The following is a 14,400-nucleotide window of genomic DNA, read 5'->3' as shown; positions in this document are numbered from 1 at the left end:
CCACCCCCGGCGACCTTCCGCCGCCCGTTCCGCCGGACGACCTGCCCGATATCGGCCCGACCGGGCCGCGCACGCCCTATCCAGTCAACGACCCCGGCATCGGCGAACCGGGCGGCCCCGGCTCCGAGCCGGACGTGTTCCCCGGCGCCCCGACGGACCCCGGCGTCCGGATGTGAGGACGACTCAGATGTGAGGACGACTCAATGGCCGCCGTGCGACGCCCTGACGTCGCGCGGCGCCGCGAGGATCTCGGAGAGGCTCGTCGCCACGTGACGGGCCTCTTCGTCGGTCAGGCGCAGCTGGAACGGCGGCAGGGCCCCCGCCTGGAAGGCGACGACGGCTTGGCCCTGGTCATCGGTGCCGACTTCGATCGCCGAGGAGGTGACGTCGAGCATCGCGATGTCCTCGTCGCCCATCTCGTCGGCCATGTCGGCCTCCTCGGGCTCGTCGATGGCGGTGAGCAACTGGCCGACGGCGCGCACGAGGGCGCGGGCGGCGCGGGCATCCATCACGACGGCGGTCGCCTGATCGTCCTTCTGGAAGGAGAGCTGGATGTTGGCCCCTTCCAACGAAACCGAGATACCTGCCATGGATCGCCTAAAAGCCTGAACGCGAACCCTTATATGCACCGCGGCACCCGAAAATCCCAGCGGCCACGGACCCGGTTTCGCCGGCCCTCGCCGAGATGCTGCACCCCTGCCTTGTTGCGGCCGCAGGCAACCCTTAGATAGGGTTGTGGGGGGCTCAACCCTGGGACGGACGCCGGTTACGGGTCTCATGCCCGATGCCCTGCCACCCATACCAGACTTAGAAGTCAGTCGATCCGGTCGCGTTCTCAGGAGCGGGACGGCTCGACCCATCGTCGATACGAGGTTCTTTACGTGAATACCGGTACCGTGAAGTGGTTCAACGAGACCAAGGGCTACGGCTTCATCCAGCCGGATGACGGCGGCAAGGACGTGTTCGTCCACATCTCGGCCGTCGAGCGCGCCGGCATGCGCAACCTGATCGAGGGTCAGAAGGTCTCCTACGAGATCCTCACCGACAAGCGCAGCGGCAAGGACGCCGCCGGCAACCTCCAGGCTGCCTGAGGCCATCGGTCTCCCATCCACGCGACCGTGACACGGTCGAAACCATCCGACGCCGCCATCCCTCGGGAACGGTTGCGCCGGACGGTCAAGGTAAACCAAATCTTAATCGCCACAGCTTAGAAACAGAGCCGGGCCCGCCATGCTGCGGAGCAAACCCGGTCAATCGGAAGACAAAAACACACACCATGTTGTTCGAATACACCCGACGCCGTAGCGTCCGGTCGCCCGTCACGGATTCGGCGACCTTCAAGGTGGGACGCATCAGGCAGAGCGCGACGTCGGACGCCCCGACCCTCGACCTCTCCCACCTCATCGATGGCTCCTACAACTACCATTCGCCCCGGGAACTGCGCTGGCATCTCGCCGAGCGCCTCGGGCTCGCGCCGGCGGCTCTCGCGCTGCGCGAAGCCGCCCACGCCTGATCGCCCGCGGCGGCGAACGGCCGAGAGCGGGTGACCGCCAGGCACGAACGCCAGCCGGCGAGGGACAGCCTTAGACCCACAGCAATGAGCCGATCCCGGTCCGACCGGGGCGGCTCTTTCGCGTTTCGGGACCGCTTTCTCGCTCGGCGGCCGCTACCGGCCCTTGGCCCAGGCCGCGACGACGCCGTCGCGCAGGCCGTGCGGCACCGCGATCAGCTCGCCGTGCACCGGATCGGGGCGGTTGTAGACCGTCGCGACGCCGGCCATGTCGCAGACCGACCCGCCGGCCTCGCGCAGGATCAGGTCGGCGGCCGCGAGATCCCAGTCGCGCGCGTCCGACGACACCAGCCCGACGTCGACCGAGCCTTCGGCGACGCGGGCCACCCGCAGAGCCAGCGACGGAATCCGGTCGATCCGGTCGAAGGCCGGGTCGGCCCGATCGCGCGAGACCCCGCGCTCCAACCGATCGATCATCGGCTTCGGGCCGGTGACGCGGGCGGTCGGAAGCGCCGCGTCGCGCGCGGCGGCGATCGCGGCGCCGTTGCGCGTCGCGCCGCGTCCCCGGATCGCCTCGTAATCATGGCCGAGCGCCGGCGCGTTGACGAAGCCGACCACCGGCTCGCCGGCCTTCAGCAGCGCCACCGCGATCGACCAGTCCCTGTGGCCGGACAGGAAGGCGCGGGTGCCGTCGATCGGGTCGACGATCCAGACGAGGTCGTGCCCGATCCGCTCGGCGTCGTCGGCCGTCTCCTCGGACAGCCACGCCGCCTCCGGCACGATCTGGCTCAGCCGGATCTTCAGGAAGGTGTCGACGGCGACGTCCGCCTCCGTCACCGGCGAGCCGCCGGCCTTCGACCAGATCTTCGCCGAGGTGTGGCCGCCTTCCTTGAAGAACGGCAGGGCGAGGGAGGCCGCCTCGCGAAGGGCCTCGCGCAGGTCCGGCATCAGGGCGTGCACGAAGTCCGCGGAGATCGGGTCGGTCATGGCGGTCCGTGTCGGGCGATGGGGCAAGGGGTCGGCATCGCGGCTCGCACCGCTCCGCGCGCCGGCGCGACGTGCGGGTCGTTGCCGGGCGCGACGGGGGAGCGACGCGCCGGAGCGCGACGGCACCGTTGTAGGGTCTGCTCGAAAGCGCCACAAGGATGCCGAGGCCGCAGGGCGATAACGGAAAAACTCACCGATCGCGGCAAGGAACCATTGAGCATTCCCGACGGGAAGGCGATGTCCACGATCGCTTAACGCTCACTCTTAAGGCACCGTGGGGAGGTTAGACGCCAATCTTCTTGGCAGAACGGACGACCCCAGCAGGTCGCCACTTGCAAATGGACGGCGGACCGATGAACACCTTCGAAACCATGGACCGGACCGCGACCGATCATCTTGCCGAGACCGTCCGCTCCGATCGGGACGGCGCCGCGCCCGCCGGCTTCGCCTTCGCCGCCTCGGCGCTTCCGGTGTTCGGCGCCACCGGGATCAAGCCCACGGGCATCGCGCTCTCCTTCGCCGCCGACGAGGCGGAGAGCTGCGGCGAGGACCGGTTCGCGCTGTGTCTCGTCGACGCCGCCGGCGCCGTCCTGGCCAGCCTCGGCCCGTTCTGCGAGGACGAGGTCGTCGCGATCTGGCGCGACCTCGCCGCCCGCACCGGCCTGCCGCGGATGATCGTGCGTGAGGACGGCGTGCTCGCCGTGGTCGCCGCCCAGGTCGGCCGCCTGATGCTCGGCAAGACCCGCATCCGCCGCCGCCACGGCTCGCTCGGCGATCGCCGCCCGCGCTTCCTCGTGCGCCGCAAGACCGGCCGCCTCCCGATCCGCCCGCAGATCCACCGCGGCGAGAACGAGATCATCGCCCGCTCGTAAGCGACGCCCCCCGGGCGCCTCGCCCGAGAGCCGGCCATCATCCGCCGCACACGAGGATCGCCTAGCCCGGCCAGCCCTGGTTGATCGTGTCGGCGGCAAGCCCCGCGAACAGGATCAGGCCAGCCCCGCGGTTCGAGCGGAACAAGGCCAGCGCCTCGCGCCCGTCGCGCGCCTTGAGGCGCAGGACCTGGCGGCCGAGATGGCCCGCGAAGGCGGCGACGCCGAGACATCCCAGCAGCCCGGCGCCGGCCCCGTAGGCGGCCAAGCCGATCAGCAGCACCGCCGCGCCGTAGCAGGCGCCGACCGCCAGCCGAAGCCGCGCGCCGAAGAACCGCGCCGACGAGCGGATGCCGGCGATCTCGTCGTCCTCGATGTCCTGTACCGCATAGATCGTGTCGTAGCCGACCACCCAGGCGATGGTGCCGGCGTAGAGCAGCAGCGCCGGCACGCCGACCTGGTCGAGCAGCGCCGCCCAGCCCATCAGCGCGCCCCAGGAGAAGGCGAGGCCGAGGACGAGCTGCGGCATCGACATCACCCGCTTCATGAACGGGTAGATCGCCACCGGCAGCAGCGAGCACAGCCCGACGCCGATCGCGAAGGCGTCGAACTGGATCAGCACCAGGAAGCCGACCAGCGCCTGGACGGCGAGGAAGGCGGCCGCGGCCCGCGTGCTCACCTGGCCCGAGGGCAGGGGGCGGGAGCGCGTGCGCTCGACCTGGGCGTCGAGGTCGCGGTCGGCGATGTCGTTGTAGGTCGAGCCGGCCCCCCGCATCGCCACCGCGCCCACGAGGAACAGCAGCAGGTGGCGCGGGTCGGGCCAGGGCAGGCCGGCATGGGTGGCGGCCAACGCCGTCGACCACCAGCACGGCAGCAGCAGCAGCCACCAGCCGATCGGCCGGTCGATCCGCGCGAGCCGGAGGAAGGGCCGCGCGGCCCGCGGCGCGAGCCGGTCGACCCAGTGGCCGGTGACGGCGTCGGCGACGGGCGGTTCCACGGCCTTCGCGGCGTTCACGCCGAGGCCTGCGATCGGGTTCGCGTGGGGCGGAGGCTGCGTCGCATCCGCCTCAGAGCGCGCCCTGCGGCATCTTGAACTGGCCGGTCAGGCCGGGGCCGCCGAGCAGGCCGCCACCGCCGCCACCGTTCTGGGCCTGGGCGCGGGCCTGCGCCTCCATCTTTGTGGCTTGAGCCGCCATGCCGCAGATCTTGGTGCGGATGCCGACGACCTTGGTGTGGTCCGCCTTGAAGCCTTCCGCGAACGAATCGGGAATCGAGCACCACTCCTTGTTGGCGGCGATCCACTTCATGCCCTCGACGCCGTTGGCCTGCAGCTTGCCGAACAGGGCGCAGGCCTCCTGGGGGGTCATCTTCTTCTTCGCCGTGGAGGCGGAGTTCGCCCGGGAGACGAGGTCCTTGCGGGTCTGGAGCGTCGTCTGGATCGTGCCGCACTCGGCGCCCTGGGCGAAGGCGGCGGTGCTGGCGGCGAAGCTACCGACCACCAGGGCGGCGGCCAGTCCGTAGGTCTTGATGCGCATGGTCTCGACTCCCTGGAGATCCGCCCCGGTCGCGGGTGAAGCGCCGTCGGCGTGGCACGCAGCGTCGACGGATGTCGTCTTGATCCGGATGGCGGCCGCGCTGCGGTACGGACGGCCCGGACTGATCCGGGCTCCGCTTCGCCATAGGAATGTGGCGTCAATCGAGCCGCAAACGGGCCGGCGCCGACATGGCTGGGCAACGTTTCGAAAACCCGGGCTCGTGGTGTTTCGGCAACATCGTCGATCCTGTCCAGGCGTTGACAGCCGCGCATGCGCACGCGACGGAGCCCGGATGGCCGCCTACGACTTCACCGCGCCCCGTCTCCACGTGGCGCACGACCTCTTCGCGGGCGCGAACCTCCCCCTCGACCGGGCGCAGGCGAACTACCTGCTGAACGTCCTGCGCCGCCAGCCGGACGACCCGGTGCTGCTGTTCAACGGACGGCACGGCGAGTGGCGGGCGAGCCTGGTTCCGTCGGGCCGCAAGAGCGCGCACCTCACCGTCGTGGACCAGGCACGCACGCAGACCGTCGCGCCCGACCTGCACTACCTGTTCGCGCCCCTGAAGAGCGCGCGGCTCGACTACCTCGCCCAGAAGGCGGTGGAGATGGGGGCGGGCACGATCCGCCCGGTCCTGACCCGCTACACCCAGGGCGAACGCCTCAACACCGATCGCCTGCACGCCAACATGATCGAGGCGGCGGAGCAGTGCGGCATCCTCGCCGTGCCGACCCTGATGGAGGCCGCGCGCCTGCCCGCGGCGCTCGCCGACCTCGGCCCGGAGCGGCTGCTGGCGTTCTGCGACGAGGACGCACCCATCGCCGACCCGGTCGCGGCCCTGCGCGCGGCCGCCGACCCCTCGGTCCCGGTGCCGCTCGCCGTCCTGATCGGGCCGGAAGGCGGGTTCGCCCCGGAGGAGCGCGCGGCGATCCTGGCGCGGCCGAACACCGTGGCGCTCTCCCTCGGCCCCCGCATCCTGCGGGCCGACACCGCGATGGTCGCAGCCCTCGCCCTGGTCCAGGCCGTGCTCGGCGACGCGCGGTGACCCGCCCGCCGGCGTGCGCCTGCGCACATCGGCACTTCGGGACGGCCTCGGCGCCGGGCGATTGGCCGCCGATGTGGGGCAGGGAAGCTTAGGGTCGCGTTGTCGTGTCCGGCGCCCTGGACTATGCACGAGCCATCCCGGCGACGGAACACGACCGCATCGCTCTCTTCCAGACGGCCGGCGCGCTTCCCGAGTTCAGCCCATGATTTCTTGGCGAGGCAGCGCATGGCGCGCGATACGTCCGACACGACACCGCTCACCACGCGTGTCGAACTAATCGACTGGTTCGCCGCCGGCGAGAAGCCGCGCGCGGACTTCGCGATCGGCACCGAGCACGAGAAGATCCCCTTCTACGTCGAGACCCGCGAACCCGTTCCCTATGCGGGCGAGCGCGGCATCCGCGCGCTGCTCGAGGGCGTCGGCCGCGAGACCGGCTGGGAGCCGATTCTCGACGCGGGCCACGTCATCGGCCTCGCGGGGCAGGCCGGCGGCGCGATCTCGATCGAGCCGGGCGGGCAGTTCGAGCTCTCGGGCGCGCCGGTCGCCGACGTGCACGCCACTGCGACGGAGCTCGACGAGCACCTGGCCGCCACGAAACGCGTCGCAGACGGCCTCGGCATCGGTTTCCTCGACCTCGCGATGAGCCCGAAATGGTCGCGGGCCGAGACGCCGGCGATGCCCAAGAGCCGCTACAAGATCATGGCCGGCTACATGCCGAAGGTCGGGTCCCTCGGCCTCGACATGATGCTGCGCACCGCCACCGTGCAGGTCAACGTCGACTTCGCTTCCGAACCCGACATGGTTCGCAAGCTCCGCGCCTCGCTGGCGCTGCAGCCGGTGGCGACCGCCCTGTTCGCCAACTCCCCCTTCACCGACGGGCGGCCCAACGGCTTCCTGTCGCGCCGCTCCGAGATCTGGCGCGACACCGACCCCGACCGCACCGGCATGCTGGGCTTCGCCTTCGACGAAGGCTTCGGCTACGAGGGCTACGTCGACTGGCTGCTCGACATGCCGATGTATTTCGTGAAGCGCGGCGACACCTACCACGACGTCTCCGGCGCCTCGTTCCGCGACCTGATGGCCGGCAAGCTCGCGCAGATGCCGGGCGAGTACGCCACCGTCTCCGACTGGGCGAACCACGCCTCGACCGCCTTCCCGGAAGTCCGGCTCAAGCGCTTCCTCGAGATGCGCGGCGCGGACGTCGGCGACGCCGGGATGATCGCGGCGCAGGCCGCGTTCTGGGTCGGCCTGCTCTACGACGAGGCCTCGCTCGACGCCGCCCTCGACCTCGTCTCCGGCTGGAGCGCGACGGAGCGGGAGGCGATCCGCGCCACGGTCCCGCGCTCGGGCCTCGCCACGCCGGTTCCCCGCCGCAGCCTCGGCGCGGTCGCGGCCGAAGCGCTCGCCATCGCCCGCGCCGGCCTCAAGGCCCGCGCCCGCCGCGACGCCTCGGGTCGGGACGAGACGATCTACCTTCAGCCGCTGGAGGCGATCGTCGCCGCCGGCCGCTCGCATGCCGAGGACCGGCTCGCCGACTTCGAAGGTCCGTGGAAGCGCTCGGTCGACCCGAGCTTCACGGAGTGCCGGTTCGCGTAGTCCCTTAGGCTCCGACCCGGTCCCTCGACCAAGTCGGCGCCATCCTCGCCGGGGCGCCTCGCATGTCGGACGCAGCGATCGACCTCGACCTCGCCGGGCTCAAATGCCCGCTGCCGGTCCTGCGCACCCGCAAGGCGCTGCGGAGCCTGGCCCCCGGCGCGTTGCTGCGGGTGACCTGTACCGATCCGCTGGCCTCGCTCGACATCCCGAACTTGGTACGCGAGGAGGGCGACACCCTCGAAGCCCTGGACCGGGTCGGCGCCGCGACGTGCTTCTCGATCCGGCGCGGACCGGCCGCGTGCCCCGGAGACTCCGCGAAGCCGCCTCATTCCTGAACGATCCCCCGCCTAGGACAGGATCGACGCGGCTCGATCAGGAAGATCCACAGGCATGGTACCCATCATCCGCGGGACGCGCCTCGTTCATGACGGCTGGGCCCGGTTCCTCGTCGCCGAGGTGACGATGCCGGACGGCACGCGCATCACCCGCGAGATCGAGGATCACGGACGCGCGGTCGCCGTGCTGCCCTACGATCCCACCCGCCGCGTCGCGCTTCTGGTCTCGCAGTTCCGCGCGCCCGTGTTCTTTGCCGAGGGCCCGCTCGACATGCTCGAGACGCCGGCGGGCATCCTCGACGAGGGCGACCCGGAGGAGGGCGCCCGCCGCGAAGCCTACGAGGAGACCGGCGTCGAGCTGACCGCGTTGGAGCGGGTGGTCAGCGCCTGGACCGCGCCGGGCATCTCCACCGAGCGGATGGATCTGTTCCTCGCCGCCTTTTCCGCGGCCGACCGGTCCGGGCCCGGCGGCGGGCTCGCCGAGGAGAACGAGGCGATCACGGTCCACGAGGTCGCGCTCGACGACCTCGCGGCCCGGAGCGACCGCGGCGAGATCGCCGACATGAAGACGCTGACGCTGGTCTTCGCCCTGCGCCTGCGCCACCCGCACCTGTTCGCCGCCGCCTGAGGCGGCCGGTTCAGGCGGCCGCGTCGCGTTCCTTGAGGTCGCGACGGACCAGCGCGATGAAGCGCCAAGACCGCACGAAGTAGCGGTGGAACAGCCGCCGGGGCGACAGGGCGAAGCGGAACGCCCATTCGAGGCCCGCACGCTGCAGCACGACCGGTGCCCGACGCACCAGCCCGGCGGCGACGTTCACCGCCTCGCCGACCGCCAGCACGATTGGCGTGCCGAGGGCGGCGCCCTGGCGCGTCACCCAGATCTCGGAACGCGGCGCGCCGACGCCCATCACCAGAAGGGTCGTGCCATGTTCGCGGATGCGGGCAGACAGCGCGCGGCCGTATTCCACGTCGTCGACGAAGCCGAAGGGCGGGACGCAGGTGGCGACCGCCGCGGGGTCGTAGCCCGACCGCACCAAACGATCCCGGATCGCGTCGGCGACCGCGTCCTTGGAGCAGACGAGGAAGACGCGCTGCCCCGCCGGACCGGCAAAGAGCGCGTGCGCGAGGAGGTCGTGGCCGGTGACGCGGGCGGCCGGCTGTCCGCGCAGCCGCGCGAGCCAAACCAAGGGCATGCCGTCCAACGTCCGCGCCGCGGCGGCGTCATAGGCCCGCCGGAACGCATCGTTCTCCGACAGCAGGACGATGTGGTCCATGTTGGCCGTGACGACGAGGCGCGGCCCGTCAGACGCCTGCAGCGCCGTGGCCGCCAGGATGCCGGCCGCGGGACCGGCGGCGAAGTCGAGCCCGAACATCCGTATGCCCCAGGCCGTGCCGACCTCGATGCCGCGATCCATGATGGGTTCCGGCGCGGCGTCGGGGCCGCGCCCGAGCGAAGGGTTCGTGCCGGGGGCGGCCCGGGCGCCGGGTAATGCGACACGCGCATCGAAGCGCGCCGCCTTCACCGTTCTGTCGTCCACGAGATGGACCGCTCCGACCTCAAGCATCGGCCGCCCGGAAGCTTCGGGGCGACACATGCGCGGCACGGCGCTCGTTGCGGTCCTTGCGCCGGTCGCGGGCGGCCCCGAGCGAGAGCGCGATGGCTCCACCCAGCAGGATTCCGACCAGAAGCGCCACCGGCAGAACCACCTTCGGCGAGGGCGGCCAGGTGCGGACGCGAGCGGGGACGGCGGGCGAGATGATTCGGACGTTGATGCTGTTCAGCCGCTCCTGCTCGCTCGCCTCGCGCGACCGGCGGAGATAAGTCTCGTAGACGCCCCGGCGGGATTCGAGCGTCCGCTCCAGCTCGCGCAGGCCGACGTTGGCACGGTCGCTGGTGACGGTCTCGGCCTTGGCCCGGTCGAGGCTCTTGCGGATCGCGGCTTCGCTCGCCGCGGCGCGATCGTAATCCTTCTGCGTCGTCTCGATGATCCGCTCCTTCTCGCGCTGGATCAGGCGCTGGAGGTCGCGCTGCTGCGCGTATTGCTCGGCCATCGCCGGGTGGCGCTCGCCGAGGCGGGTGGCGAGCTCGGCGGTGTTGCGCGACAGCGTGGCGTATTGCTGGCGCAGCGCCTGCATCTCGAGGGATTGCAGCATCTCCGGCAGCGCGGTGCTGGCGTCGCCCGCTTTCATCTTGCGGGCCTGCTCCAAGCGCGAGCGCGCTTCGGCGGTCTTGATCTGGGCGGTGACGAGTTGCTGGTTGAGGTCGCCGAGCTGCTGGTCGGTGAGCAGGCGCCCGCTGGAGGCGACGAGGTTGTTATCCTCGCGAAACTTCTGCACCTTGCCTTCGGCGAGCTCGACGTCGCGGCGCAGGCTCGACAGGCGGCCGTTCAGGGCGTCGGAGGCGCGGCGCGCGGCCTCGGTGCGGGCGCCGGCCTCTTCCGCGAAGTAGGCGTCGCCGATGGCGTTGGCGATCCTGGCCGCCTTCGCGGGATCGCGCGACTGGACCAGCACGTCGATCACGAAGGTGCGCTCGGCCCGGCGCACGGTCGTCTTGGTCTGCAGGGTGTCGATCGCGACGTTGACCGGGTCGCGGCTGCCGGGGGGCGGCAGCATGCCGAGAGCGGTCCGCAGCCAGACGATCGTCGGGTTGTCGGAATCGGGCTTGGCGAACTCGTCGTCGTGCGCGAGGTCGAGCTTCTCGACCGTGCGCCGCAGGACGTTGTCCGACTGGATCACCTTGGTCTGGCTCTCGGCGAGCGACACGCCGCTGTCGGCCTGGGGCGTGCGCGCGCTGACGTCGTTGTCGACGACGCGAAGGTCGGAAGGGTCGACCAGGATCTGGATGCTGGAGGTGTAGACCGGGGTGAGCAGTCCGAGGAACGCGACGGCGGCGGCGACCATGAACAGGCCGCCGAGGACGATGAAGCTCGCGCCCCGCCACAGGCGGCGCAGGATCGTGCCCGCGTCGGTCCGATCGGAGAAGCCCGGCGGCAGGGTCACGTCCACCGGCTCGCCGCGCACGGGGGTCGAGAAATCGAACATCGGTCTCTGTCCCTCACGTACCCGGCATGGCGTCGGGTCGATCCCGTATCGGAGCGGTCCTGTCCCGCCTTGAACAGGGAGCGGCGGGCGCCCGCACTGTTCGACAGCATCTCAGCAATTCGCGGACCGCGCGCCGACCTCATACGGCCAAGCAAAACCTTTCCCGTCGCCTTATAGACAAGTCCGAACCGGGCTTCGGAAGCTGCCGATACGGTTTCATGCTTAACGATACGACGGTTCGACCTTCAATACGTAGTCCGGCTCACGTCTCGGCGATCAAGCCTCGGAACTGACCGCCGCCGGCGGAACGAGGCTGTCGGGTCCGTAGGCGGAGGCGCCCTCCACGAGGTAGGCGCGGAAGGCGTCCACATCGCGCGATGCGAGGCGATTCCAGCGCGCGACGTTCGCGCGCGCATCCGTCGCGGCCTGGCCGAGCCGGCCGGAGCGCATGGCCTCGATCAGCGTGGCTGCGGAGCCCTCCGGGTCGGACGGGTGGATGAACAGGCCGGATTCGCCGAGCACCTCGCGGAACACCGCGTCGTCGGGCGCGACCACCGGCAGGCCGCCGTGCTGGATTTCCAGCAACGGCAGGCCGAGCCCTTCCGCCTTCGAGGTCGAGAGCAGGAGGTGGGCGCTTCCGGCGAGCGCCCGCAGGGCTTCGTCGCCGACATAGCCGTGCCAGGTCAGGAACGGCGGCGGGTCGTCGAGGAAGGCGTGGCGGCCCCAGCCGAGGCGGCCGACGACGTGCAGCTCGGCGGGCACGCCCGCCCGGTTCAGGGCGGCCGTGAGCGCGATCGCGGCCGGGTAGTCCTTGCGTGGCTCGATCGTGCCGATCGCCAGCAGGCGCAGGGGCGCGCCGGGGCGGAAGGTGGCTGGGCCGGGCAGGCCGGCGAGGCCGAACACGTCGCGCACGCCGGGCCGCAGCAGCGCGACCAGCGCGTCGTCTGCGCAGTGGCGACGCAGGTCCGCGCCGGTCTGGCGCGAGATCACGAGGAAGCGCCGGCCCCAGCGCATCGCGAAGCGGAAGGCCGGGGCCATGTAGAGCCGGCTCTTCCAGGCCAGGTCCTGCGGCCGGTCGAGGAGGAAGGTGTCGTAGACGCAGAGGATGCAGCGCTTCGAGAACGGCGCCATCAGCGGGCCGGGAGGAAAGCCTGCCATCAGGAACTGCGCGTCGGGCTCGCGCGCCGCCCGCAGCGGCAGGCCGACCTGCTGCGCGAGGATCATCCCGGGGAGGCCGCGGCTGCGAAGCGGCCGGACCTCGCGGCCGAGCATCGCCGGCGTGAACTGGTCGAGCGCGACCCGCTCGATGCCGGTGACGTGGCCGCGGACATGGGTCTGGTCGAGGTAGATCGGGCTGTTCATCGACGGCCTCCGCGCAGGGATCGAAGGCGGGCGGCCCAGTACAGGCCGCGTCGTGCCCAAAGCGGCAACCTGCGGCCGAGCAGGCGCTGCTTGGTGCGGCGCAGGCCGCGGACGAATGGGCCGGACGGCGCCGCGACGAGGCCGGTGGCGGCGACCGCCGGCATCGCGGCGAAGGGAAACTGGCCGAGCATCTCCGGTGCGAACCGCAGACGATGGCCGTGGATCGGCACCATCCCCCGCTCGCGAAAGACCCGGTCGAGCGACATCGCGCAGGCCGCGGGGCTGAACCGGCTCTCCAGGGCGATTCGCGCGAAGGCGCCGAGGCGGGCGAGGCCTGCGCGGTCGGCGACCAGCTCGACCAGGGCGTCGCCCAGCGCGCCGGGCTCCACTGGAACCAGCCGTCCGGACACGCCGTCGATCACCGACGTGGTCAGGCCGGCGGTGCGGTAGGCGAGCGTCGGCGTGCCGCACAGGCCCGCTTCGATCGGCGTCTGGCCCAGGGTCTCGAGCCGGCTCGCGGTGACGTGGAGGTCGCAGGCGCCGTACCAGACGGCGAGTTGCGCCTCGTCGGCGACAAGCCCCGGCGCGAACAGGTTCGGCAGGGCGAGGCGGGCCGGGTGGTCGAGGCGCCCGATCGCGACGAAGCCGATGCCGGGGCCGGCGACGCGGCGCAGGGCCTCGGCGAGGTCGCCGACGTTCTTGTCCGGTCCGTCGAGGACCACCGCCGAGACCAGGATCAGCAGGTCGTCGGCGGGCAGGCCGAGGGCGCGACGCAAAGCCGTCCTGTCGCCTGGGCGGAAGACGTTGGTCGGAAACGCCAGCGCCAGGGGCGCGACCACGGTGCCGGGCGGCGCGAGCGCCGCGGCGCGCGCGGCCGTCCAGGCCGAGTTGGCGAGCAGGATCGGCCCGTCAGTCCGGGCGAGCACCGCCCGCTTGGCCGCGTGCGTGCCGGCGATGCGCCGCCGTGCGAGCTGCGGGTATTCATCGGGCGTCGGGCAGGCGGCGTCGCAGCCGACGGTTTCGATTCGGAGGCAGCCGCGCGGATGGGCGCAGCGCCCGGTCAGCGCAAACAGGTCGTGCAGCACGAGCGCGACCGGCCGGTCGGCGGCGAGGCGGCCGGCGATCGCGAGGCTCCGGGTCGCCCCGTGCAGGTTGCCGGCAAGCACGAGGTCGTGGCCGCCCGCGCCGATTGCCGCCTCGGCGACGGGAAACGCGTCCGTCCATTCCGCGGCGGCCGGCGGCGATTCGTCTGCGAGCACGACGTCCACGACGCGATGCCCGGCCAGCCGCAACGCCTCACCGAGCCGCCGATGGGCGATGCCCGCCCCACCGGCATGGCCGGTGCCGGTGAGGGAGGCGATCGAGAGGGTTGGGGACTGCGACGAATCCTGGGAAAGCCGTAACGCTATCCCTCCCACCGCATAGGGAGGAGGGCGAGGCGCAGGCTGGAATGCATCTGTACTCAGGGTCGAATCGGTCTCTCGTTCGCCCAACCGATCGAACTGCAGCAGCACCGGCCGGCCGATGCGAGCCAAACCGGGCGCCGTTCGGCCGGCCGCCGCCCAGGCGTGCGCGGCCCAGCCGGCGTCGGAGAGGTCGAGGCCCGGCAACGCCGCGAGCGCATCGCGACGCCACAGCACCTCGCCGCCGGTGAACGGGATTTCGCTCGTGTCCTCCCCCGACAGCGAAGGCACGTCGAGGCTTGTCACGGCGCCGTCGAACAGCACGCGCAGGCCGGCCACCGCGCCGGCGCCGCTCAGCGCCGCCTCCAGGGCGAGCGCCGCGAGGGCGCCGGGCGCCAGCAGGTCGCCGGCGGGAAGGACCAGGACGTAGTCGACCGCTTCGTCCGAGAGGATCGCGTCGGAAGGCGCCGATCCGGCGGGCACCACGTCGTGCCGGCACTCTGGGTAATCCTGCCGGGCGACCGAGGCGACGCCGTCCGCGAGCCGCGGCTCGTCGCCGGACGCGATCGTGAGCACGCGCAGGCGCGGCCACGGTCGCCCGGCCGGCAGGCTGCCGGGTCGGGCAAGCAGGCCCTCGGACCGGCCGTAGGGCCAGTCCGCGATACCGTAGGTGGCGCTGCGGTTCGGATCGGGGGAACGGGCGGTCACGACGGGGG

15 protein-coding genes are annotated in these 14,400 nt (G+C 71.8%); 7 read left to right on the top strand and 8 right to left on the bottom strand.

The annotated features are described in order from the left end of the window. Nucleotides 1–200: 200 nt before the first annotated feature. Nucleotides 201–590, bottom strand: a complete 390-nt coding sequence (locus FV229_RS19800) for a hypothetical protein (protein ID WP_147753604.1) — start codon at nt 588–590, stop codon at nt 201–203. Nucleotides 591–881: 291 nt separating this feature from the next. Between FV229_RS19800 and FV229_RS19795 the strand changes: the two genes are divergently transcribed. Both FV229_RS19795 and FV229_RS19790 read left to right on the top strand, forming a co-directional pair. Continuing rightward, nucleotides 882–1,091, top strand: a complete 210-nt coding sequence (locus FV229_RS19795; RefSeq protein WP_147725959.1) for a cold-shock protein — start codon at nt 882–884, stop codon at nt 1,089–1,091. Between the two features lie 185 nt (nt 1,092–1,276). Beyond that, a complete protein-coding gene (locus FV229_RS19790; protein WP_147753603.1) occupies nt 1,277–1,513 on the top strand; it encodes an AsnC family transcriptional regulator in 237 nt (78 codons plus the stop codon). 153 nt (nt 1,514–1,666) lie between these two features. On the opposite strand, the gene FV229_RS19785 is transcribed toward FV229_RS19790, so the two are convergent. After that, a complete protein-coding gene (locus tag FV229_RS19785) occupies nt 1,667–2,497 on the bottom strand; it encodes a 3'(2'),5'-bisphosphate nucleotidase CysQ (protein WP_147753602.1) in 831 nt (276 codons plus the stop codon). Nucleotides 2,498–2,850: 353 nt separating this feature from the next. Between FV229_RS19785 and FV229_RS19780 the strand changes: the two genes are divergently transcribed. After that, complete coding sequence (locus FV229_RS19780; RefSeq protein ID WP_187275211.1) at nt 2,851–3,369, top strand: DUF6101 family protein; 519 nt, start codon at nt 2,851–2,853, stop codon at nt 3,367–3,369. A 61-nt stretch (nt 3,370–3,430) separates the two neighbouring features. Here the strand turns inward: FV229_RS19780 and ubiA are convergent, their stop codons facing one another. Next, on the bottom strand, nt 3,431–4,363 hold the full coding sequence (gene ubiA / locus FV229_RS19775; RefSeq protein WP_246685557.1) for a 4-hydroxybenzoate octaprenyltransferase: 933 nt from the start codon (nt 4,361–4,363) through the stop codon (nt 3,431–3,433). A gap of 70 nt (nt 4,364–4,433) precedes the next feature. Further along, nucleotides 4,434–4,901, bottom strand: a complete 468-nt coding sequence (locus FV229_RS19770; protein ID WP_147753600.1) for a hypothetical protein — start codon at nt 4,899–4,901, stop codon at nt 4,434–4,436. Between the two features lie 292 nt (nt 4,902–5,193). Between FV229_RS19770 and FV229_RS19765 the strand changes: the two genes are divergently transcribed. The 4 genes from FV229_RS19765 (at nt 5,194) to FV229_RS19750 (ending at nt 8,505) form a co-directional block, all read left to right on the top strand. Then, the gene (locus FV229_RS19765; RefSeq protein WP_147753599.1) at nt 5,194–5,946 is read left to right on the top strand and encodes a 16S rRNA (uracil(1498)-N(3))-methyltransferase; all 753 of its coding nucleotides are present in this window, start codon (nt 5,194–5,196) and stop codon (nt 5,944–5,946) included. Between the two features lie 225 nt (nt 5,947–6,171). Further along, on the top strand, nt 6,172–7,542 hold the full coding sequence (locus FV229_RS19760) for a glutamate--cysteine ligase (RefSeq protein WP_147753598.1): 1,371 nt from the start codon (nt 6,172–6,174) through the stop codon (nt 7,540–7,542). 62 nt (nt 7,543–7,604) lie between these two features. Beyond that, complete coding sequence (locus tag FV229_RS19755) at nt 7,605–7,877, top strand: sulfurtransferase TusA family protein (protein WP_147753597.1); 273 nt, start codon at nt 7,605–7,607, stop codon at nt 7,875–7,877. Between the two features lie 55 nt (nt 7,878–7,932). After that, entirely contained in the window at nt 7,933–8,505 is a 573-nt protein-coding gene (locus FV229_RS19750) for an NUDIX hydrolase (protein ID WP_147753596.1), read from the top strand. 10 nt (nt 8,506–8,515) lie between these two features. Here the strand turns inward: FV229_RS19750 and FV229_RS19745 are convergent, their stop codons facing one another. The 4 genes from FV229_RS19745 to FV229_RS19730 all read right to left on the bottom strand — a co-directional run. Next, on the bottom strand, nt 8,516–9,415 hold the full coding sequence (locus tag FV229_RS19745; protein ID WP_246688260.1) for a WecB/TagA/CpsF family glycosyltransferase: 900 nt from the start codon (nt 9,413–9,415) through the stop codon (nt 8,516–8,518). Nucleotides 9,416–9,434: 19 nt separating this feature from the next. After that, complete coding sequence (locus tag FV229_RS19740) at nt 9,435–10,919, bottom strand: GumC family protein (RefSeq protein ID WP_147753595.1); 1,485 nt, start codon at nt 10,917–10,919, stop codon at nt 9,435–9,437. Nucleotides 10,920–11,195: 276 nt separating this feature from the next. Beyond that, entirely contained in the window at nt 11,196–12,281 is a 1,086-nt protein-coding gene (locus tag FV229_RS19735; RefSeq protein WP_147753594.1) for a glycosyltransferase, read from the bottom strand. Beyond that, nucleotides 12,278–14,400: glycosyltransferase (locus FV229_RS19730; RefSeq protein WP_348644196.1), on the bottom strand; the 2,123-nt coding region annotated here is incomplete at its 5' end. The genes FV229_RS19730 and FV229_RS19735, both read right to left, overlap by 4 nt.

Origin of the sequence: Methylobacterium sp. WL120 (genome assembly GCF_008039465.1) — a bacterium.
Classification (GTDB): Bacteria; Pseudomonadota; Alphaproteobacteria; order Rhizobiales; family Beijerinckiaceae; genus Methylobacterium; species Methylobacterium cerastii.
This window is presented reverse-complemented; position numbering and strand designations above follow the sequence as displayed.

Excerpts from the sequence above, each read along its gene's own strand:
- FV229_RS19735 (WP_147753594.1), bottom strand. The coding sequence starts at position 12,281 with ATGAACAGCCCGATCTACCTCGACCAGACCCATGTCCGCGGCCACGTC.
- FV229_RS19755 (WP_147753597.1), top strand. The coding sequence starts at position 7,605 with ATGTCGGACGCAGCGATCGACCTCGACCTCGCCGGGCTCAAATGCCCG.
- FV229_RS19765 (WP_147753599.1), top strand. The coding sequence starts at position 5,194 with ATGGCCGCCTACGACTTCACCGCGCCCCGTCTCCACGTGGCGCACGAC.
- FV229_RS19740 (WP_147753595.1), bottom strand. The coding sequence starts at position 10,919 with ATGTTCGATTTCTCGACCCCCGTGCGCGGCGAGCCGGTGGACGTGACC.
- FV229_RS19780 (WP_187275211.1), top strand. The coding sequence starts at position 2,851 with ATGAACACCTTCGAAACCATGGACCGGACCGCGACCGATCATCTTGCC.
- FV229_RS19770 (WP_147753600.1), bottom strand. The coding sequence starts at position 4,901 with ATGCGCATCAAGACCTACGGACTGGCCGCCGCCCTGGTGGTCGGTAGC.
- FV229_RS19790 (WP_147753603.1), top strand. The coding sequence starts at position 1,277 with ATGTTGTTCGAATACACCCGACGCCGTAGCGTCCGGTCGCCCGTCACG.
- FV229_RS19800 (WP_147753604.1), bottom strand. The coding sequence starts at position 590 with ATGGCAGGTATCTCGGTTTCGTTGGAAGGGGCCAACATCCAGCTCTCC.
- FV229_RS19760 (WP_147753598.1), top strand. The coding sequence starts at position 6,172 with ATGGCGCGCGATACGTCCGACACGACACCGCTCACCACGCGTGTCGAA.
- FV229_RS19750 (WP_147753596.1), top strand. The coding sequence starts at position 7,933 with ATGGTACCCATCATCCGCGGGACGCGCCTCGTTCATGACGGCTGGGCC.
- FV229_RS19785 (WP_147753602.1), bottom strand. The coding sequence starts at position 2,497 with ATGACCGACCCGATCTCCGCGGACTTCGTGCACGCCCTGATGCCGGAC.